We start from the raw sequence: 18,363 nt of genomic DNA, 5'->3' as shown, positions 1-18,363 counted from the left end.
CCCCCCTCATTCTCTGATTTAGCTACAGTTCACCTTTCACACAACGTTGAAAATATGGATAACTATCAGTTGCGTAGTAATGGTAAATGCCTTGAGGAAATTCAGGTGTAACACCAAATCGACCATTGCATTCGTCTAGATCTCCACTTCCAGCTACATATTCCCAGTCTTGCGCAAACGTACCCAGTGCGTATACAGATGTTGAAGGTCGGTTACTACTGACAGTTTCAACTAACTGATAACTGCCTGTCATCACTTTCAATTCTGACTGTGCATTCTCAGCCTCGCTGTAACCATAGCGCGCATAAATTGGAAAACCATCAGCCGCCCAGCCAATCAAGGTCATCGTAACTTCATTGCCACTTCTTAGCTCAATAAACCCTTCAGGCATACCATGGTAGTGATAAGAACCATCAGGTTGAACATGAGCATTGTTATCGTCAGTACCAAAATCAAAGCTAGTTTGTCCTAAAGCTTCAATGCTCCAATTCCCTGTGTTACCTACCAAGCTACAGCTATTGCCGGAGTCATCGCATGAGCCCGCTGTATTAGCGTCAATTTTAACTCCATTTAACACGTAACCTGTGGCCCCACTTGGCCCACCTAACGTCGTGGTACTGTCCGTTTTAGTTGGTGTTAACGTATAGCTTACTGATACATTTTTTTCGCTAATTGTATTTGGGTTTGCTTGATTTGGAAAAGTACCAGTTGCATGGTCTGGTATCCCATTCGCGGTTAATTGACGATCTGAACTATCACAGCTCCAATCAGCATTGCTCGTCGCCTGTACTGACGCTGAGTCATTGAATTCATTGTACAAATAATCACATAACACACCATCCGTAGAACCTACTACTTGCGCGGTGTCATTTGAGTCATCATCACTTGAATTGTTATCACCCCCACTGTCACTCGAATCACTGTTGTCCCCTGTGCCTTGATCTGTATTAGAGTCGGTAGACGTATCAGTAGATGTGTCGCTATTGGTCGTATCAGAACTACTATTGGGTTGATTATTTGCAGCGGCTTGGCTGGTATTGTCGTCGCTTGAACTGGAGCCACAACCGGACAATACCAACACTAGGGTACTAACTATTATTGTCGTTAAACGTTTGAAAAACACACTGGCACAATACATATTTCGCTCTCCTATAATCAAAAGCACTAAGTAAACTCAATAGTCAACTCTTGCTCTTTTTTCAACTATAGGGTGCCAATGTGCAAACACTGTGCAATTAAAAAATTTGTCTAAATAAAGTTTTAGATATTAAATTAATATCAATATTTTTAGCTAATTAGACTTTTCAGGTTGGTTTCTTTTAGCAGGTTTTCCATAGATAAAAACAGCGGTTTTGGTAGCGCATCTAATGAAAACCATTGCCACGCCTTACACTTTTCTGGTTCCATGATCACCGCTTCACCCACAGGGCAGTCAGCCGCCATAAACAAAGTTATATAGTGTTTATTTTCTCTATCAAAGATGTCATTGGTAAAGCCCACTTTATGAAGTGCTGAAATATGCAGACCAGTTTCCTCCAATACTTCTCGTTTGGCACATGACTCCACACTTTCCCCCATTTCTAGGTGTCCGCCAGGTGTTGCCCAAGTATTTTCCCCATGCGCACCTTGACGCTCACCTAGTAAAATTTTTCCATCTCGAATTAGTATTACTCCAACACCAACTCTAACTGCATTTTCCATATATGCTCCTCAGTCTTGGGCCAAACAAGAAAAAGTTCAACCGGGGTTTCCCTATCGCTTGTCTACTCCAGCGAATTAATAAGTACGAATATCGCCACGAGTTTAACACACAGAAAAAAGACTTACTCAAGAACTAGCTACACTATGTAGTTGATTTGCAATATTTAAATTATTAACCATACTTAAAGTGTGGCTACTTAATTAAAACTCAATCTATATAGAGTAAATAATCGACAAAAGCTGACTTAAGCACAATTACAATTTGATAATGATATTTATTTTCATTATCATTTATAAAAACTGCTGTAAACGAATAGCAAAGCTCAATTGGTCTAGACGGATTAGGGAAAGCATATGGTTGCTAAGAAACTTGCTTTAGTATCTTCTTCAAACTCAAAGTCGCTGGTTATTAAATACAACCAACTTTTAGAATGTGCTGAAAAAGCTTATTCTTTTGGACTACAAGACAAGGCCAGTAACACCTACAAACAAGCGTTTGACGTTAGCATTGAATTATTACGATCACCCACAGCAAATAAACTCTCCCCAAAACGCGTTGTTGAGATAAGTAGCTATCGCTTTCACAATTGCCCTATGTTAGAGGACTCTGACGAAGAGTTTTATTTAGAAACAGCTGCCAATGCTTTAGAAGAGTTAGTTCGTAATGGAAACAACACCGAATTGAGAAAAGCGGCATTACAAGCATATAAAGCGATTGCCTGTCTTGCTTGCGAGCTCGTCCGCTTTAATCAAAGTATTCGCTGTCAGGTACTCATTGACCACTATGTTCAAATTGAACATTATCATTCAAAATATTTAGCGAACTGACCTTTAGCGCCAGACGATAACCAAGAGGGTTATCGTTATTTCTAGTTAAAAATATAGGTGTATGCGCCAAGGTGGGTTTGATTACTACCTGACTTAGCAGGAATGCGGCACTCAAAATGATAGGCTGTGCCAATATCTCTGTAACTGCTACCAAGGCTGCCGGCTGAAACGGACTGTAGTAAAAAGCCAGAATAGCTAGATAGGGTAAAATCTTTAACTGTTAATGTCGGTTTATTCGCATAATGCTCCCAATGCCTACGAACCAAACTACAATAAACGGTGCGATGAGGTTTTTTCCATATTTCTATGCTACTCAATTGCATACCATTGTGATTTGGTATTGGACACCTTAATGTTAACTCATGTTGAGTTGACACATTGGTCACGCCCGCCTCTTCGTAGGCAATCTCTCCATACAGACTTACTTGTTTACATTGTGAAGGGTCAACAGTGACTTTAACCTGAGCAGTGGCAGCATAAGAAGCCAACAGCGAAGCAAAAACTAATGTATATTTCATAATTCATCCTTAAGTTTACCTTTAACAGAAACTCAATATCGCACAAAATAAACACAAAATATACATTTTAATAACATTTAGTTTCAATCATCATTGCAGTCATAAATGGGTGAGCGCTTAATAATAACCTTCGCGACTTCAGCTGCTTTATAACCAGCATACGTGATTTTGACATTCAGCGGCCTGTAAATGCTTTTGCCAGCTCTACAGCCTTATCTTCAACCACAGCCTGTGAGTGGGTTTGCTCAAAAACAGTAATGGTAATCGGGTTTATCTGCTCAAAGTGATAGGCAGCAAAGCAGCTCTGTGGCCCTTGGCCAGTGTGTCCAGATGTTTTAAGTTCGGGTTCGCAGTTTAGCATCACACCAAGTCCTACTGCGGGACTTTTCCATGGTCTTTGACCAACATCAAAATTCAATTTATACGGTGTCAGCATTCGATTTAACATGGGTTTTGAAATAAGCTGCCCACTCATGAGCAGATGTAAAAACTCCGCAGCATCATGCACACTGCCCGCTATCACACCATGATAGCACCACCGCGGATCGTAGCTTTGGTTACTCACGTTGAGTTTATCGAACTCGGCTGATGACTCAATCAGTGCGCTATTTGAAATATCAACAGACTTAAACAGAGTATCTAAAACCTCCGCGAAAGGCGCATCGTAACATTGTTCAATCTGCTGCTTTAAAAACAGATAGCCAATATTTGAGTAACGCCACCCTTCACCGGGATTAAATAACAAATCGTCAACTTGCACCTTAGCCAGCATTTCGTCGCATGGCCAAGGCGATTGCCCATTCGTAACCGCTTGATGATACTCTCGCAGCATAGCGTAATCAGTGAGACCTGAGGTATGTTGTAAAAGCTGTCGATAAGTATATGGCTTGCCTTTGAGCTTAGAGTCCAGTTCAATCTTTCCTTGCTCCACGCACTTCAAAGTCAAGGTTGCTATCACTGTCTTCGTAAAACTCCACCAAGGGACCTGTTTATCCCCTGCACTAGCAAAGCTGTATGCTTCGTTATGTAAACTATAAATCAAGAAGATCTCCATCACGAGTTTTGACTATTAGACATATTTAATATCAATAAATTAAATACTTGAGAAATTTATGTCTCAAAATTAGCCAATGAACTGCATCTCAATTTAGTACCAGACGCAAAGCCTATGAAAAAGCTTATAATATTCTAAAAAATCATATTAAGCGCTTTTATTGCTTACTTTAGAGTGTTAGTTTTTAAGGCCAAAAAATAATCTATTCAATTAGCAGGTCAAGCCATGGCACCTAATACCTCAACTAACAAAATTCTGGTTGTTTGCATGGGCAATATTTGCCGCTCGCCGACAATGGAAGCTGTCATCAAAGCCAAAGCCAAAACGCAGGGGCTTGCTCTTATGGTGGACTCAGCTGGCACGATTAACTATCACGAAGGCAGCGCTCCAGATAAACGTAGCGCTAAAGCTGGTCAAAAAAGGGGCTATAGTTTTGCGGGCATAACCTCTCGGCAAGTAGTCAAAAGAGATTTTGAGGAGTTCGATTTAATTTTATGTGCTGATAAAAACAATCTATCTGACCTTAAAGCGATTTGCCCCAGTGTTTACCAACATAAACTCCACCTGTTTTTGACGTATGCAGGAATGAGTGTAACTGAGGTTCCAGATCCGTATTACGGCGATGGCGACGGCTTTGAACTGGTGCTAGATCTTGTAGAGGCGGCATCAGATAAAATCATCAAAACGCTGTTATAGCCTATTACTCTCATTAACTTGAACAATTCTTCACAAATCTATTTATATCTGGATGGACGCGCAAACCGCTTTTACCCATAATAAAAACACACTACTATTTAATCGATGCTTAAGGAAAAGAGATGAAAACAATATCAATCGCCCTCATTGGAGACTACGACGCGTCCGTACCAGCTCATAAAGGGATCCCTCTTTCTTTGGATATTGCAGCAAACGAATTACGGCTTGAGGTTAAGGCAATATGGCTCGCTACAAACAAGGTTAATCATACTGATTTGAGTCAATTTGATGGTATTTGGTGCATTCCTAAAACACCGTATATAGATGCATCAGGCGCATTGAGTGCAATTCGATATGCTCGTGAAAATCTAATTCCTTTTTTAGGTACTTGTGGAGGCTTTCAGCATGCAGTGCTTGAGTATGCCCAAAACGTAATCGGCTGGGCTGATGCCACCCATGCTGAGTCTGCGCCTCACAGCCAGCGATCTGTTATTTCTGAACTGGCTTGTGCGCTCGTTGAAACAACGGAGTCGGTCAATCTATTCCCACAATCACAATTAGCTGCGATTTATGGGTCTTCAACAATCCAAGAAGGGTATCGCTGTCGCTATGGACTCAATGATGAATTTCGCAATGTATTGCTCAAAGGTCCACTTGTGGCTTCCGCCGACGACGAAACAAAAGAAGTCAGAGCCGTTGAACTAACTATACACCCATTTTACATCGCAACCTTGTTTCAACCTGAGCGCGCAATTTTGAATAACAAACGTTCACCATTAATTGAAGCGTTTGTTAATGCCTGTGCGCAAAATCAAGGTTTATAGCCTTGCTTGGACAGGGGCTGAAGTATCGCTTGCGTTTTCAGTCTTGATTCGGTAAAAAGCCTCCACAATATCTGGAGGTGTACCTTGTCTAACTTTGATTCTCAAACCGTATTCGCACAAATAGCTGATGATTTACGCGCAACAGGCCTAAGCATTATCGAAAATGCAATAGACCCAAAACTAATACAAGACCTAAATACGCGTATCGACATGTTAGCAGAAGAGAAGTTTCAAACCGCGGGCATAGGTAGACAAACTGATCATGAAAAAAATGCCAAGATCCGCCGAGATAAGATCCTTTGGTTAGACAGGAGCAATGATTTAGAGCTCGGATACATTCAAGCAATGGATGACTTAAAAGACTATTTGAATCGTCGCTTATTTATGGGCTTATTTAGTTACGAAAGCCATTTTGCCCATTATCAACAAGGCGCATTTTACAAGAAGCATTTAGATGCCTTTAAAGGCCGAGCAAACCGAGTACTTACAACTGTGTTTTACCTCAACGACGATTGGCAAGCTCATAACGGTGGTGAACTGGTCATTTATGACCCTAATGATCACGACAAAGAGCTGTGTCGTGTTTTGCCTAATCAGGGCACCTTAGTGACTTTTTTAAGTGATGAATTTCCCCATGAGGTATTGCCTGCCCACGAGTCCAGATATTCAATTGCTGGGTGGTTTAGGATCAATGCCAGCACAGCAGGCCACATTGACCCTCCAAGGTAACCACAATAAAAGACCAAATAGCTCTGCAACAAGGCGGAGCTAGACGAGTTCAGTTACAGTTTTTTACTTTTATTTTATCCTACCAACCATTAGTGTATAAAAAAACGATAGGAAATCGTCATGCGAATAGTCTTACTCACTGTGTTTAGTTTATGTACCCTTTCAGCATGTATCTTCGTACCCAAAGAAGTCCATTATTTTGATGAGCGCTGCCAAATTACAAAACGCAAACATGTGTTGTCTCAAGAGGAAATGGGTTATTTAGGTGGCTGCTCAGATAAAGCATGTGCTGCACTAATGGCTGGCGCTGGTATCGTATCAGCAGCGAGTTTAGTGGTCTCTGGTACGATTGTGATGACTCAAAACACCTTAACTTGGTTAGAACAAAAAAACGACTGCAAAGTACCAGAGAATACTTCAACTGATCTAAAAACTGCGCAGAATATCTGACTAGTTTGGCAATCCAACCTCAACGCTCAAGCCACCTGTCGGGCGATTACTTAAATTAATGTAACCATTGTGCGCCTCCACTATTTCTCTACAAAGCGCAAGGCCAAGTCCAGTACCACTACTTTTTGTAGAGTAGAATGGCACTAAAGCGCTGGTTAACACCGATTCCGACATCCCCTGACCTGCATCCTCTATAAATAATTTAGCGATACCATGCCCTTGCTCTACCGTTAGTGAGATAGCATTTGTCTGCGAGCCAGATTCGTGGGCATTCTTTAATAGGTTGATAATTAGCTGCTCTAGTTGACCTTTATCCGCTTTAAGCGTGTCGAGCTCACAGTGTATTTGAGTCGGCCATTGAAGCTGGATAGATTCAAGTAGTGGGCGTATTGCAATTGTCGATACATTAGGTGCAGGTAGCTTGGCAAAAGTCCCATACCCTTGGACAAATTCGGTTAAGTGAGAAATCCTCTCGTCAATGGTACTAAACACCCGGTGCAGTCGCGAGTCATCTAACTTAGTCGCAATAATTTTACCACTGTGAGACATCGACGAAATGGGGCCAAGCGAATTATTTAGCTCATGACTAATAACCCGGATAACCTTTTTCCATACCGCGACTTCCTGACGATTTAATTCACGCGTAAGCTGTTTAAAAATATAAAGATTATGGTGCTGATTATTAAGTAAAACATCTCCAACTGAAGCATGCCATACCTGTTCTTCAGCATCACTTTGACAAATGCTGATCAAACCATCTTGGGCTTTGTCTATGGCGGAAGAAATTTCCTTTGGTGCGACTTTTCGTAGATCCAAAATAGACTGGCCTTCTAGCACTTGCTTACTTGCCATCAAATGCTGTGCACTTTGGTTGGCAAAAACCACTACACCGTTGTCATTGATGAGTAATAAGGCTTGTGGTGCACTTTGCAGCATCTTGTCTAACATCATTTCTCTTTGATAGAGCCATTGCTTTTCTTTTCTCAATTGCTGCGCAGTCTGGTTATACAATTGGCACAACTGCCCAAATTCATCGTCTTTTTGATAGGCTAATTGGTTAGAAAAATCTCCATCTTTAAAGTTTAATAGTCCTACATTGAGCGCATTAAATGCTTTGATTAGATTCTTGAATGCCAACTTCATTAACAAGCAACTCATAAAACTGGCAAAAGAACTCACTATCAGCCAAGTTTGCATTGACAGTAAATAAATGACCGGTGAGCACGCAGTAAAAATGCTAACAAACATCACTACCACGGCTTTATATTTTAGCTTTTTTAGCGCCGTCGTCATTAGTAATCAATTCCATGTTTTTGTAATCGGCGATAGAGTGCTTGGCGACTCATCCCAAACTGTCTTGCCACTTTAGCAATCACACCTTGGCACTGATGCATGGCTTGTTGCAGCTCGAGTTTTGAAGGTTCCACTGCTAAGGGGTTAGTCGGCTGTACAGTCACATTGTCAATCAAACCGAAGTCTTGCGCTTGGAGTTCACCCTCGGGTTTAAGTACGCCAGCCCGTTTACAAGCATTTTCGAGCTCCCTCACATTACCAGGCCAACTATGGGCGCAAAGGGCCCGCTCTGCTTCTAAAGATAATGCACGCCCAGGCAAAAAGTGCCGAACCAAGGGTAAGATATCATCCACTCGCTGGGCCAAACTCGGTAAATGGATTTCTATCACATTGAGACGATAAAAAAGGTCTTCACGAAATTTGCCTGCGGCCACATCATTCAATAAGTTGGCATTGGTCGCAGAGATAACTCGCACGTTTACTCGCTGCGTATCGACCGAACCTAAACGCTCAAACTCGCCTGTTTGTAGAACCCTTAGTAACTTCATTTGTCCGGATAATGGCAGATTACCTATTTCATCTAAAAAAAGTGTGCCGTTATCTGCTGCTTCAAAACGGCCTATTCGCTTTTTGTTTGCGCCGGTATATGCACCTGCTTCGGCACCAAAAAGCTCTGCTTCTATCAAGTTATCTGGTAACGCCCCAGCATTGACTTTAATGAATGGTTGATTGACCAGTTTAGAATTAGCTTGAATGATCTGTGCTATTTTTTCTTTACCACTTCCGTTGGCACCAGTGATTAAAACAGACACATCTGACTTTGCCACTTGAAGTGCCATTTCAACCGCCCTTTGCATCGCTACGCTTTCATAAATTAACCCTACTAGCTCTGCATCTGCGCTGTATGTTTCTCGCTCAACTTGCTGCCTTTGTAGTTGCTGGTTGTCTGAGTTAGCTTTGCCAAGGGCAATCAGGTTGGCTACTGCTACGAGTAACTTGTCGTCATTCCAAGGCTTGGCGAGATAATCAGCAGCTCCCGCTTTAACCAAAGAAATAGCCATTTCAAGCTCAGTCCACGCGGTGAGTAAAATAATAGGTAGGTTTGGAGATAACTCACGAAGTCTGAAGAATAAAGCTTTGCCCTCTTCACCAGAAGTCGTGTCGGCAGTGAAGTTCATATCTTGGATCACCAAAGCAATACGCTGATAGCGTACGATTTGCTCAGCTTCGAAAGGACAGCTAGCCAAGACAACTTCATAGTCATGTAATTCAAATAACAATGACAGTGACTGTAAAACGGCTTGATTATCATCAACGATTAGTATTTTATCCATGTGCTTATTATTCATTATGTTACACCCTCTCGAGTGTAACATAATGCCGAGTCTTTTAATTATATGCTTCGTGTCGCAATGCTGGGAGAGATATTCGCAGCCCGCTTAGCAGGCTGATATACCGACAACAGACTCATCACGACTATGACTAGCGCAGTGTACAACACAATAGACCCATCAAGTGCAGGGATGCTGTATAACGCCATAAGCTGTCCTCCCATGAACATAGCAGCAACAGAGCCAACGGCGACCCCGAACAAAGTCACCACAGTATTTTCCACCAAAAAATATCTAAAAATTGCTGACTTTCTCGCGCCTAACGCTCGGCGTGTGCCAATTTGTTTGGTCCGCTTACTAATATTAAAATGCGTTAAACCAAAAATACCTAAGGCAGTGATAATGGCCAAAAATACAATGAGTGCCACCAGCATTCTTATCATAAGGGTATCGCGTTGATAGGTTTGTTGTTTTGCAGTATCTAAACCTTTAACACCAATGATGACTCTCTGTCGCTCATTTTCAAGAAGCGTAGGCTCAATCATCTTGATGATTTGTGCTCTTTTACTCGGTTGTGTTTTTACAATGACTCGTTGGTACATACTGCTTCGTTCTATCGGGATCAAAACCACGTTGTCGCCCATCTTTGAGTCCGGCCACTGACTTTTCATGGTTTCAACAATACCCACAATTTTCATCATATTGTCGCCACTATAAACAAACTCGTTTAGACCTTTCCCTTCACCAAACAGCTTATTTGCTACGGCGCGACTTACAATCGCCACAGATGGGAATTGACCATCAGAGCCGTCAGTCTCATCTTGCGCTTCAAAGTCTCGCCCTTCGCTAACTGTCAGGCCAAATGCACTCACCATACGATGATTCGCCTGAATATAGCCACTGTCAGCACGTTTACCTTGTAGTTCATCTGGGTGGTTGCTTATCGTCCAAGAACCACCACTACTAGACAGTGGAATTGAACTTACAGTCATCGCCTCAATGACACCGTCAATTTCTTTAAGCTTGAGCATATCTTCTTTGAATTGCTTCGCACGGTCGATATTTCGGTTATAAGTCAGCACTGTAAAGGCGATAATGCCCTGCTCGTCATAGCCAGTATCCTCTGTGAGTTTATCTAATCGATTCGATACGATAGAAAGTGCATTGCTAACAATCGCTAAGGTAATTGCAATTTGTAGTATCAACAATAGCGCACCTGCTTTGGAGCGCATCAGAGTATTTATGATTGGTTTAATTTCTAGCATGTGGAGCACTCCTTTACTGCACTTTTAAATGGGTAGCTGGTGAGGTTTTACACACCACCCAAGCAGGAAATAGCCCTGCGAGCAAACACGCCAAGATGGCTATGACTGGCGATAGTAACAACATGGTCCAGTCCATCTTTGCGATTCCCACATAAATTGACATCGTCTCTCTAATACCGATCAGGCCTATTTGGGCAAGGAGAATGCCAACCACGCTGCCTAACAGGCCAAGTAATGCGACTTCGACTAAATGCTGAAAGAAAATTTGTCTTTTACTTGCGCCAAGCGCTCTACGAACGCCTGCATCTGGTGCACGCTTTAAAAACTTCGCTAACAACATGCCAAGAATGTTTGCCAAGCATACTGCGAGGAACATGAAGCTTAGCCCTACTAAAATTTTATTATCTGGATCAATCACTTGATTATACTTCAACCAATCATTGACCGGCTTAACATTGTAAGCAAGTTGCTTACGATTAAAGCGACCTAGTTTTTGTTGTTGAATCATGTAGTCCATCAAAAATTGTTGATAGTTTTTGAGCTCATTTTCAGAGTTAATTTGGGTCCAAAATTGTAGCCAAACCATTTCTGAATGAAGAAATTGCGCGTACCCGCTAATGTCTTCATTTTTCCATGAATTCGTATTTCCCCAACTATGCAATTCGTACGCCTCTATATGACTGAAAGGAATGAACACTTGTTCCGCACGCTGGAAAGGACCATTGTTTACATCGTAAAATTTAATTGCAGGCTGCCAAGCTTTCGTCACTCCAATAACTTCGTACTGACGCTCATCAAGGTAAATTGATTCTCCTAGCACATCCGTTCGTTGAAATAACCTTTGCGCAAGTGCTTCACCAATAACCACAACTGGTGCGGCCTGCTCACTTTGTGTCTCGCTCCAAGCTTCACCGTGTAAAAATGACAAGCCAAACATATTGAAAAATGCTCTGCCTGTAATACGCACATCCTGAATAAACGGAATGCTTTCTGGGTTATCTAGATGTACTGCTGCACCAGATTTCATCATCGCCACACTCTGTGTTTGTGGCGAATTTTCCATTAGGTATTTAGCGTCCTGATAAGTTAACTGTGAAGGAATATCATCTGGTGTATTCCAAGTTTGACCATCATCCATTGTCTGTAATTGAACAGCATGCAATTGAGCACTTTTTTGCGGTATAGGATCAGCACTCATCATGTGATAAACAGATAATGATGTCATAGTGACACCAATACCAATGCCGATTGCAATCACCATGAGGCAACTGATAAGAGGCGTGAGCTTAATATTGCGCCACGCAAGGTCTAGGTAGTGTATCAACATCCTATACCTCCACCGATTTTTGCTCATTAACACGGGGGTTCTGAGCGCCTTGGTATAGAGTAAAATCAGCAACTTGGCCATCTACTATCTGAATGTTACGTGGCGTCCTTCTCGCGAGTTCCGCATCGTGTGTAACCATGACGATGGTAGTTCCTGCTCGATTAAGCTCTTCAAGCAAGGTCATAACTTGCCTTGCCATTAAGCTGTCTAAATTTCCGGTTGGTTCATCGGCTAGCAGAAATCTTGGCTCGCCAGCTAACGCTCTCGCGATGGCTACGCGCTGCTGTTGACCACCAGACAATTGCTGAGGTAAGTGCTTGGCCCGCCCAGCAAGCCCCACTTGCTCAAGGCACTGCTCTACACGTCGCTTGCGCTCTTTTGCTTTGATCCCTCGATATCTCAGCGGCACTTCGATGTTCTCAAATAAATTCAAGTCCGGAATTAAATTAAAGCCTTGAAAAATAAAACCAATTTTTTGGTTGCGCAGATCCGAGCGCTGATTATCGTTGAGTTTGCCAACATCGACACCGTCCAGCATATATTGACCAGCGGAATACGGCTCTAATAACCCTGCGATGTTTAAAAAGGTAGTTTTTCCTGAGCCAGAAGGGCCCGTTACCGCTATAAACTCCCCTTCATTTACAGTTAAGTTAAACTCTCTCAGTGCTTGTGTTTGTACCATTTCTGTTTGGTACATCTTGCTAATGTCTTGCATATGTAACATTGTTGTTGTCCTTTATTTTTATCTAATGAGCACTGAATCAGCTTGAGTAAACGCATCATATCCAGAGACAATGATTTCGTCACCCTCTTGTAACCCAGCTTTTACTTCAATATCTTTCAAACTGCTTGAACCCAATTCAATTGGTACCTTATGTGCCATGTTGTTGCGCAATCGATAAGCAATGTGGCCACCAACATTTAAAAAAGGCCCACGCTTAATTTTCAGCACATTCTCTTTGTTCTCGAGTTGTATACGTGCCAGCACACGCTGGTTTTGGCGAATACCTTTGATGCCATGCTGTACAAACTTCACTCGCGTAGTGACTTCTCGATTGTTTACTTCCGGTGAAATTGCACTTAACTCCCCTACCAGCTCCTGGGCTCCGACGCGCATAATTACCTGCATTGCCAGCCCCAACTCATTGGCATAACTTTCAGGTACTTGCAGTTCAACCTCATATGCTGATAGGTCTACCAGACGCATTAGTGCCTCATTTTGGATAACCGCCGCTTTATTTTGGACAAGTAGATTTCCGACAATGCCTTCTACTGTTGCTCTTACCTCAAGATTACGCACGCGGCGTTCTACTTCATCGACTACCAATTTTTGTCTTTCGTAACGGCTTTTCGCTGATGCGAGTTCAAACTTTAAGGTATCCTGTCCAAGCTCAGCTTCTTGCTGTGCATGGGCATAGTTCAGCTTTGCTCGTGCAAAGTCATCTTCAGCCTGTTCAAGATCAATTCGACTAATTAAGCTCGATTTAATGGAGAGTTGCGCTCGGCGGTTTTCTCGCTCTGCAGCATCCAGAGACACTCTGGCCAGATCCAAGGACTTTGTTAGTGCCAAGGCTTGGCGACGAGACTCTAGCTTTTGCCGTTGCCATTCACCTTCCAGCCGAGCTAATTCAGATTGCTGTTGTTTGAGTTCATTGCTGAGTTCAGGGCTGCTGAGCTCCACTATTAATTGGCCGATATGCACCTTGTCTCCGGCTTTGACGTGTAAAGTTGCTACACCAATTTCAGGGCTGTAAACAGTTGGCGCATGTGCGGCAACAATTTTACCGTTGGCGCTCACCTCTCTGACCAATGTCCCTAGTTCGACACGGGCGATGTCCAACGCCTGCCTCTCAATCGATAACTGCGCTTTAGCCTGAGTCATCACACCATATCCAACAGAGAGAAGTAGAAAAATAACACTCAGTCCTAGAAATATTTTTCGCTGCCAGATTGGGCGCTTGCCTTCAATCACAACATCTTGTCCGCGGGTGTCCTTAATCATGTTGTTTCCTATAAATAGATAACCTACTGAAAAGGAATACCAAGTTCATGCCAAAATTAAGATTTTGTTTTTATTGAACTTTACAATTTACATTCTAAGGAAATCTGTCCGCGGACAGAAAATGTGTCCGCACCGGACAGGTATGCTTTTAGTAAGCAAGGTTGATCATTTTAAGTGCGTACTTGCACGTAAAACGCTATAGTGACTAACAAAAATGAAATCAGGGTTTCGCTTATGCGTTTGTTCTTCTTTATCGTAGTGTGTGTGCTTTCATTGGCAGTGCAGGCAACTCCAGACAACATAGTTCTACTGCGCCATGCAGAAAAGCAAAAAGGAGTGAACCCTTCCCTAACGCCTCAAGGAATTGAGCGTGCAAAAAGATTTGCGGACATGATGTTACCATTAGAGCCATCAAAGCTTTATTCAACAAACTACAATCGCACCAAGGCAACGCTCGCACCATTGGCCGATATGATTGATACCCATATCTCTATTTACGATGCGGGTAACTTAGATGGTTTCGCAAGAGAGCTAAAGCAAAAATCAGGAACGGTTATTGTCGCAGGCCACAGTAATACAACGCCTGTACTGGTTAAACTACTCACTGGCAGAGACGTGAGTATCAGTGAAGACGAGTTTGACAAAGTGTTTATCATCACTAACCTCGCTCAAGAGCCACGCCTTCAAATAAAAAGCTCAGATAAGTAACCGCCTCGAAGCGCCTATTTCACCGCGGGTTGATGTAATAAAGTGTAATACTTCTGTGCCAGCTTTCTCCTTATCATGTACTCATTCAAACAAAAGCGACTGTGACATAAGGCGCAGTCGTAAAAATATAATGGAGTACAGATTACATGTCTTTTATTTCCCCACCAGGCTCGTACAAGTCAAGTTGCCGAAACATCATATTTGAAGGTATTCCTGGCGAAACTGAGTGCTATATCATAGCACTATGCCAAAAAGAAGATGGCAGCTGGGTGGAGAGTAGACTGAAATATGACATCGCAAATATAAACGGCAAACTCACTTGGTGTCCTGATTCAAAGTAATTCCCTTTTAAAACATGCAATCAATACGTCGATACTGGGCCTAGGCATGGGCCTTTTTTCTTTTCAACTTCTATAGCAAATCAAATAATGCGTTCAAACCTTGCTCTATGTCTTGCTCTGCTTGCCCAGCAAACCCTAGGCGTATATGGGTATAAAGTGCTCTTGGGCTATGGCAAAAGTTTTGTTCTGTGTGTGCATTTATTCCCGCTTGCAGTAGCTTCTTTGGCAATTGCGAGACATCTCTTTTTAAGTCAACCCAATAAGCCATACCCCCTTGGGGTTTAATATACTGAATATCATAGCCTTGTGCTTGAAACCCTCTGAGTGATTTGTCCATCACTTCACAGCGCTGCCTGTATAACTTAGTCATTCGACGTAAATGACGTTCAAAGTTACCTGACGCCATCCAATCTGCAATGGCTAGCTGCATCAAAACATCATTCTTGTGATTGATTATTTGCTTTAAAGCTGTTAATTGCTTCAATACAGGTTTTGAGGCTGTGACATAACCCATACGCGCCCCCTGCAAACATAATTTTTGAAAATGTTGCTAGATAAATGACTATTTGTGCAGGGTCATTAGCGGCCATAGGCTGAAGCGGTGGACAACTATAATGAAATTCATGATCATAGTCATCTTCAATAATAAAAACGCCATGCTTCACACATAGCTGATAGATTTCCATGCGTCGAGACACTGGCATGGTGACTGTGGTTGGGTATTGATGCAGCGGTGTTAAGTACAGCAACTTCACATCATTTTTTGACAAACAATGTGCCAAAGAGTCTGCGCACAAGCCATGCTCATCCTGCGCGATATCCACAATTGACGCTCCAGCGGCTTGAAATGCCTTTCTTGCTGGTGGATATCCGAGTGCCTCCATCGCGACACACTGACCGGGTTGAACAAATGCTTGTCCAATCAAAAACAACGCTTCTTGAGAACCATTACATACTAAAATATCATCACACGTTAATCCTCTTGCAGCCCGCAAATAGTGTAATAACTGTGTCTTTAAGACATGCTCTCCTGCCACGCTTTGATAATGCAGCAGCGACGCATTTGCCTGCCGACACCCTCTATTCATGCTTCGACGAAATTCATCAAAAGGAAAACAGCAAACATCAGGTAACCCGCCAGCAAAATTGTACTTATATTGAGGTATTAATGGGCTTTCTATATCGCCTACAGCATAAGCAAATTGAGGAGCAATTGGCTCTGTAACTTTAGCCTGTTGCGATATTTTCACGCTTTCGATTACGGGCAGTTGAGTATTGACCGTATAGCCTTTTCTCACCTCAGATAATAACCAGCCCTCTGCCACAAGGTTCTGCATTGCGGCCATAACAGTATGACGATTGACTTCAAAAAGCAGCCCTAACTGACGCGCTGACGGCAGCTCGTCGCCGGGCATCAATTGCCCTGCTTGTATCGCATCTCGAATTTGGTTAGCTAGTTGAACGTATTTTGCTTGCTGTGTACTGTCGATTAAAGGCGTTCCTGAAAACATGATTGCCAAGCGTAAAGTTAGACATGCGTTTAGGCTACAAAACTCTCATTCTCAACACAAGCTGGTATAGCAATTTATTCAATTCTGGTTGTTTTACTGTGACCAGAAGTCGATATGCTGAATATTATACCTCGTGAGCTTACCTTCACGTAGCTATATACAACTGTATGTAAGTAAGGAGTTTTTATGTTAGAAGCAACCATTTTAGAAACAAACAAAATACGACTAGAACCTTTGTCATATAGTCATTTAGAGGCATTAGAAAAAGTAGGAAAAGATGACGTTATTTGGCGCTGGGTACCGAGTAAATACTGCCAAAGCCCTGAAGTATTAAGAAACTGGTTCGAACAAACCGCACAGTTTAATGCCAAAGAACAGCTTGTTTTTGCCATCATCGATACAGCTACAAATTCAGTAACGGGAAATACACGTATTTTCCGACTTGATGAGACTAACCTGCAAGCAGAAATTGGTCACACTTTTATTGGTGTAGAGTGGCAACGAAGCCATGTCAATACACATGCTAAGTATCTATTACTAAGACACGCATTTGAACATTTAGGACTCGTAAGAATTGAGTTTCAAACCCATGAACAAAATCACAAATCTCGCAGTGCAATTGCGAGACTAGGCGCCCATTTTGAAGGTATACACTTAAAAAATCGAAAATTACCTGATGGCAGCTTTCGAAATACGGCAAGGTTTAGCATTACGGATGAAATGTGGCCAGAGATTAAATCACGATTGGAGGAATGGCTATGAGCTATCCGCCACAAGACTATATTGAACAAAATACCGAAAAGCTATTTGACCTCATTGAACAGCATCCGCTCGCTACACTGTTTTGCCAGTATGACAATGATATTCACAGCTGCCACATGCCGCTAAGCCTATGTCGCGATTCTAATACACTACTTGGCCATGCTAATCCTACAAATCCATTGAAGCATTTTGTGGGTAAGCAAATTCACTGTGTTTTCCATGGCCCTGACACGTACCTTTCTCCCGCTCAGGTCAAAGGAATAAAGCTGCCTACTTGGGATTATGCAACAGTCCATATTCAAGCGACACTCAAAGTAGTGGAAGAGTTTACCAATCAGGTTCAGCTATTAGAGCACATGTTGTTGGCTTTTGAAGACAAGTCTCAGCCATGGCAACTTAGCGCTGTGCCCCAGAAACAGCTAGTCGCTATGTGTAAAAACTTATTTTTCTTTGAACTGAATATTTTACAAATGAATGGTCAGTTTAAATTAAGTCAAAATAAACCCATCGAAACTCGCAGCGAGATAGCAAGCCTATTACACCCCTTCGCACCGAAAATGAGTGCCTTTTACTTGTGATACAAGAGGCGCTAGTAATGCGCTTCTATCACCCCACCTAGAAACCTTAACGCTGCCTACGCATTTATGATACTTTATCAACGGCGTATTTTTACACAATCAAAGTGGAGCACAATGTTGGAAGTATTAGCTCAAAAACCCTATAGCTGGACACTCCTGCGCGATGATAATGAATATATTTTCTCAGTTGCAGGCTCAGGCCGCTCGTTTATCTCCTATGAAGTTAGACTTATCACGAGAGAAATTCAGTTATATGAAGCATATGGCGAAGAGATTTTAGATGATCTAGCGCGCCAAGTGGCACAAAGCCCTGGCATGTTTAAATCGAGAATGATAGAAAACTTTGAACAAGATGAAAGAGTTAGTGAAGCGTACGCTTTGTGGCATAAGCAAAAAGCAACGAACTAAATTATTAGCAAAAAAGCCGCCCGAAGGCGGCTGGTTG

General features: G+C 42.3%; 22 protein-coding genes. 10 read left to right on the top strand and 12 right to left on the bottom strand.

Annotated features, from left to right (window positions below; translation table 11 throughout):
• Window positions 1-22: 22 nt before the first annotated feature.
• Window positions 23-1,138, bottom strand: coding sequence for a YHYH protein (locus N475_RS06490; RefSeq protein WP_063364893.1), 1,116 nt, complete (start codon window positions 1,136-1,138; stop codon window positions 23-25).
• 149 nt (window positions 1,139-1,287) lie between these two features.
• Window positions 1,288-1,701 (bottom strand): nucleotide triphosphate diphosphatase NUDT15, encoded by a 414-nt coding sequence (locus N475_RS06485; RefSeq protein WP_063356501.1) that lies wholly within the window; start codon window positions 1,699-1,701, stop codon window positions 1,288-1,290.
• Between the two features lie 354 nt (window positions 1,702-2,055).
• On the opposite strand from N475_RS06485, the gene N475_RS06480 reads away from it, so the two are divergent.
• Window positions 2,056-2,529: a hypothetical protein gene (locus N475_RS06480; protein WP_063364892.1), complete on the top strand. Its 474-nt coding sequence runs from the start codon at window positions 2,056-2,058 to the stop codon at window positions 2,527-2,529.
• A 41-nt stretch (window positions 2,530-2,570) separates the two neighbouring features.
• On the opposite strand, the gene N475_RS06475 is transcribed toward N475_RS06480, so the two are convergent.
• Together N475_RS06475 and N475_RS06470 are read right to left on the bottom strand one after the other, a co-directional pair.
• Window positions 2,571-3,047 carry a hypothetical protein gene (locus tag N475_RS06475; protein ID WP_063356503.1) on the bottom strand — a complete coding sequence of 159 codons (477 nt, stop codon included), beginning with the start codon at window positions 3,045-3,047 and terminating at the stop codon, window positions 2,571-2,573.
• A 175-nt stretch (window positions 3,048-3,222) separates the two neighbouring features.
• Complete coding sequence (locus N475_RS06470; protein WP_063356504.1) at window positions 3,223-4,089, bottom strand: serine hydrolase domain-containing protein; 867 nt, start codon at window positions 4,087-4,089, stop codon at window positions 3,223-3,225.
• 237 nt (window positions 4,090-4,326) lie between these two features.
• Between N475_RS06470 and N475_RS06465 the strand changes: the two genes are divergently transcribed.
• The 4 genes from N475_RS06465 (at window position 4,327) to N475_RS06450 (ending at window position 6,800) form a co-directional block, all read left to right on the top strand.
• Window positions 4,327-4,797, top strand: coding sequence for a low molecular weight protein-tyrosine-phosphatase (locus N475_RS06465; protein WP_063356505.1), 471 nt, complete (start codon window positions 4,327-4,329; stop codon window positions 4,795-4,797).
• A 122-nt stretch (window positions 4,798-4,919) separates the two neighbouring features.
• Complete coding sequence (locus N475_RS06460) at window positions 4,920-5,621, top strand: CTP synthase C-terminal region-related (seleno)protein (protein ID WP_063356506.1); 702 nt, start codon at window positions 4,920-4,922, stop codon at window positions 5,619-5,621.
• 84 nt (window positions 5,622-5,705) lie between these two features.
• Entirely contained in the window at window positions 5,706-6,350 is a 645-nt protein-coding gene (locus N475_RS06455; protein ID WP_063364891.1) for a 2OG-Fe(II) oxygenase, read from the top strand.
• A gap of 120 nt (window positions 6,351-6,470) precedes the next feature.
• On the top strand, window positions 6,471-6,800 hold the full coding sequence (locus N475_RS06450; RefSeq protein WP_063356508.1) for a hypothetical protein: 330 nt from the start codon (window positions 6,471-6,473) through the stop codon (window positions 6,798-6,800).
• Here N475_RS06450 and N475_RS06445 read toward each other — a convergent pair whose 3' ends face one another.
• From N475_RS06445 to N475_RS06420, 6 genes are read right to left on the bottom strand one after another with little or no spacing between them, the layout of a single operon-like run.
• The gene (locus N475_RS06445) at window positions 6,801-8,093 is read right to left on the bottom strand and encodes a sensor histidine kinase (RefSeq protein WP_063364890.1); all 1,293 of its coding nucleotides are present in this window, start codon (window positions 8,091-8,093) and stop codon (window positions 6,801-6,803) included.
• Window positions 8,093-9,427, bottom strand: coding sequence for a sigma-54-dependent transcriptional regulator (locus N475_RS06440; RefSeq protein ID WP_063356595.1), 1,335 nt, complete (start codon window positions 9,425-9,427; stop codon window positions 8,093-8,095). The genes N475_RS06445 and N475_RS06440 overlap by 1 nt, the downstream gene beginning before the upstream one ends.
• A gap of 59 nt (window positions 9,428-9,486) precedes the next feature.
• A complete protein-coding gene (locus tag N475_RS06435) occupies window positions 9,487-10,689 on the bottom strand; it encodes an ABC transporter permease (protein ID WP_063364889.1) in 1,203 nt (400 codons plus the stop codon).
• A 13-nt stretch (window positions 10,690-10,702) separates the two neighbouring features.
• On the bottom strand, window positions 10,703-12,016 hold the full coding sequence (locus N475_RS06430) for an ABC transporter permease (protein ID WP_063364888.1): 1,314 nt from the start codon (window positions 12,014-12,016) through the stop codon (window positions 10,703-10,705).
• A gap of 1 nt (window position 12,017) precedes the next feature.
• Window positions 12,018-12,740 (bottom strand): ABC transporter ATP-binding protein, encoded by a 723-nt coding sequence (locus N475_RS06425; protein WP_063356512.1) that lies wholly within the window; start codon window positions 12,738-12,740, stop codon window positions 12,018-12,020.
• A gap of 18 nt (window positions 12,741-12,758) precedes the next feature.
• Complete coding sequence (locus N475_RS06420) at window positions 12,759-14,018, bottom strand: efflux RND transporter periplasmic adaptor subunit (protein WP_063356513.1); 1,260 nt, start codon at window positions 14,016-14,018, stop codon at window positions 12,759-12,761.
• Window positions 14,019-14,252: 234 nt separating this feature from the next.
• On the opposite strand from N475_RS06420, the gene N475_RS06415 reads away from it, so the two are divergent.
• Both N475_RS06415 and N475_RS06410 read left to right on the top strand, forming a co-directional pair.
• Window positions 14,253-14,726 carry a SixA phosphatase family protein gene (locus tag N475_RS06415; RefSeq protein ID WP_063364887.1) on the top strand — a complete coding sequence of 158 codons (474 nt, stop codon included), beginning with the start codon at window positions 14,253-14,255 and terminating at the stop codon, window positions 14,724-14,726.
• Between the two features lie 146 nt (window positions 14,727-14,872).
• Entirely contained in the window at window positions 14,873-15,067 is a 195-nt protein-coding gene (locus tag N475_RS06410) for a hypothetical protein (protein ID WP_063356515.1), read from the top strand.
• Window positions 15,068-15,137: 70 nt separating this feature from the next.
• On the opposite strand, the gene N475_RS26250 is transcribed toward N475_RS06410, so the two are convergent.
• Both N475_RS26250 and N475_RS06405 read right to left on the bottom strand, forming a co-directional pair.
• Window positions 15,138-15,581, bottom strand: coding sequence for an aminotransferase class I/II-fold pyridoxal phosphate-dependent enzyme (locus N475_RS26250; RefSeq protein ID WP_319609853.1), 444 nt, complete (start codon window positions 15,579-15,581; stop codon window positions 15,138-15,140).
• Window positions 15,505-16,578 carry an aminotransferase-like domain-containing protein gene (locus N475_RS06405; RefSeq protein WP_319609854.1) on the bottom strand — a complete coding sequence of 358 codons (1,074 nt, stop codon included), beginning with the start codon at window positions 16,576-16,578 and terminating at the stop codon, window positions 15,505-15,507. The genes N475_RS26250 and N475_RS06405 overlap by 77 nt, the downstream gene beginning before the upstream one ends.
• A 186-nt stretch (window positions 16,579-16,764) precedes the next feature.
• On the opposite strand from N475_RS06405, the gene N475_RS06400 reads away from it, so the two are divergent.
• The 3 genes from N475_RS06400 to N475_RS06390 all read left to right on the top strand — a co-directional run bounded on the left by N475_RS06400 (window position 16,765) and on the right by N475_RS06390 (window position 18,326).
• Window positions 16,765-17,340 (top strand): GNAT family N-acetyltransferase, encoded by a 576-nt coding sequence (locus tag N475_RS06400; protein ID WP_063356517.1) that lies wholly within the window; start codon window positions 16,765-16,767, stop codon window positions 17,338-17,340.
• The gene (locus N475_RS06395; protein WP_063356518.1) at window positions 17,337-17,918 is read left to right on the top strand and encodes an FMN-binding negative transcriptional regulator; all 582 of its coding nucleotides are present in this window, start codon (window positions 17,337-17,339) and stop codon (window positions 17,916-17,918) included. Before N475_RS06400 ends, N475_RS06395 begins: the two co-directional genes overlap by 4 nt.
• A 114-nt stretch (window positions 17,919-18,032) precedes the next feature.
• On the top strand, window positions 18,033-18,326 hold the full coding sequence (locus tag N475_RS06390; RefSeq protein WP_063356519.1) for a hypothetical protein: 294 nt from the start codon (window positions 18,033-18,035) through the stop codon (window positions 18,324-18,326).
• Window positions 18,327-18,363 lie beyond the last annotated feature (37 nt).

Source organism: Pseudoalteromonas luteoviolacea DSM 6061 (assembly GCF_001625655.1).
Lineage (GTDB): Bacteria > Pseudomonadota > Gammaproteobacteria > Enterobacterales > Alteromonadaceae > Pseudoalteromonas > Pseudoalteromonas luteoviolacea.
The sequence above is the reverse complement of the archived record's forward strand: the minus strand, read 5'-3'. Positions and strand labels throughout refer to the sequence as shown.

What these genes read in the sequence shown, in the direction of transcription:
- N475_RS06415 (WP_063364887.1), top strand. Translation starts at nt 14,253, where the DNA reads ATGCGTTTGTTCTTCTTTATCGTAGTGTGTGTGCTTTCATTGGCAGTG.
- N475_RS06475 (WP_063356503.1), bottom strand. Translation starts at nt 3,047, where the DNA reads ATGAAATATACATTAGTTTTTGCTTCGCTGTTGGCTTCTTATGCTGCC.
- N475_RS06405 (WP_319609854.1), bottom strand. Translation starts at nt 16,578, where the DNA reads ATGTTTTCAGGAACGCCTTTAATCGACAGTACACAGCAAGCAAAATAC.
- N475_RS06480 (WP_063364892.1), top strand. Translation starts at nt 2,056, where the DNA reads ATGGTTGCTAAGAAACTTGCTTTAGTATCTTCTTCAAACTCAAAGTCG.
- N475_RS06460 (WP_063356506.1), top strand. Translation starts at nt 4,920, where the DNA reads ATGAAAACAATATCAATCGCCCTCATTGGAGACTACGACGCGTCCGTA.
- N475_RS06430 (WP_063364888.1), bottom strand. Translation starts at nt 12,016, where the DNA reads ATGTTGATACACTACCTAGACCTTGCGTGGCGCAATATTAAGCTCACG.
- N475_RS06390 (WP_063356519.1), top strand. Translation starts at nt 18,033, where the DNA reads ATGTTGGAAGTATTAGCTCAAAAACCCTATAGCTGGACACTCCTGCGC.
- N475_RS06485 (WP_063356501.1), bottom strand. Translation starts at nt 1,701, where the DNA reads ATGGAAAATGCAGTTAGAGTTGGTGTTGGAGTAATACTAATTCGAGAT.
- N475_RS06420 (WP_063356513.1), bottom strand. Translation starts at nt 14,018, where the DNA reads ATGATTAAGGACACCCGCGGACAAGATGTTGTGATTGAAGGCAAGCGC.
- N475_RS06490 (WP_063364893.1), bottom strand. Translation starts at nt 1,138, where the DNA reads ATGTATTGTGCCAGTGTGTTTTTCAAACGTTTAACGACAATAATAGTT.
- N475_RS26250 (WP_319609853.1), bottom strand. Translation starts at nt 15,581, where the DNA reads ATGGGTTATGTCACAGCCTCAAAACCTGTATTGAAGCAATTAACAGCT.
- N475_RS06395 (WP_063356518.1), top strand. Translation starts at nt 17,337, where the DNA reads ATGAGCTATCCGCCACAAGACTATATTGAACAAAATACCGAAAAGCTA.
- N475_RS06435 (WP_063364889.1), bottom strand. Translation starts at nt 10,689, where the DNA reads ATGCTAGAAATTAAACCAATCATAAATACTCTGATGCGCTCCAAAGCA.
- N475_RS06440 (WP_063356595.1), bottom strand. Translation starts at nt 9,427, where the DNA reads ATGGATAAAATACTAATCGTTGATGATAATCAAGCCGTTTTACAGTCA.
- N475_RS06465 (WP_063356505.1), top strand. Translation starts at nt 4,327, where the DNA reads ATGGCACCTAATACCTCAACTAACAAAATTCTGGTTGTTTGCATGGGC.
- N475_RS06400 (WP_063356517.1), top strand. Translation starts at nt 16,765, where the DNA reads ATGTTAGAAGCAACCATTTTAGAAACAAACAAAATACGACTAGAACCT.
- N475_RS06410 (WP_063356515.1), top strand. Translation starts at nt 14,873, where the DNA reads ATGTCTTTTATTTCCCCACCAGGCTCGTACAAGTCAAGTTGCCGAAAC.
- N475_RS06445 (WP_063364890.1), bottom strand. Translation starts at nt 8,093, where the DNA reads ATGACGACGGCGCTAAAAAAGCTAAAATATAAAGCCGTGGTAGTGATG.
- N475_RS06450 (WP_063356508.1), top strand. Translation starts at nt 6,471, where the DNA reads ATGCGAATAGTCTTACTCACTGTGTTTAGTTTATGTACCCTTTCAGCA.
- N475_RS06425 (WP_063356512.1), bottom strand. Translation starts at nt 12,740, where the DNA reads ATGTTACATATGCAAGACATTAGCAAGATGTACCAAACAGAAATGGTA.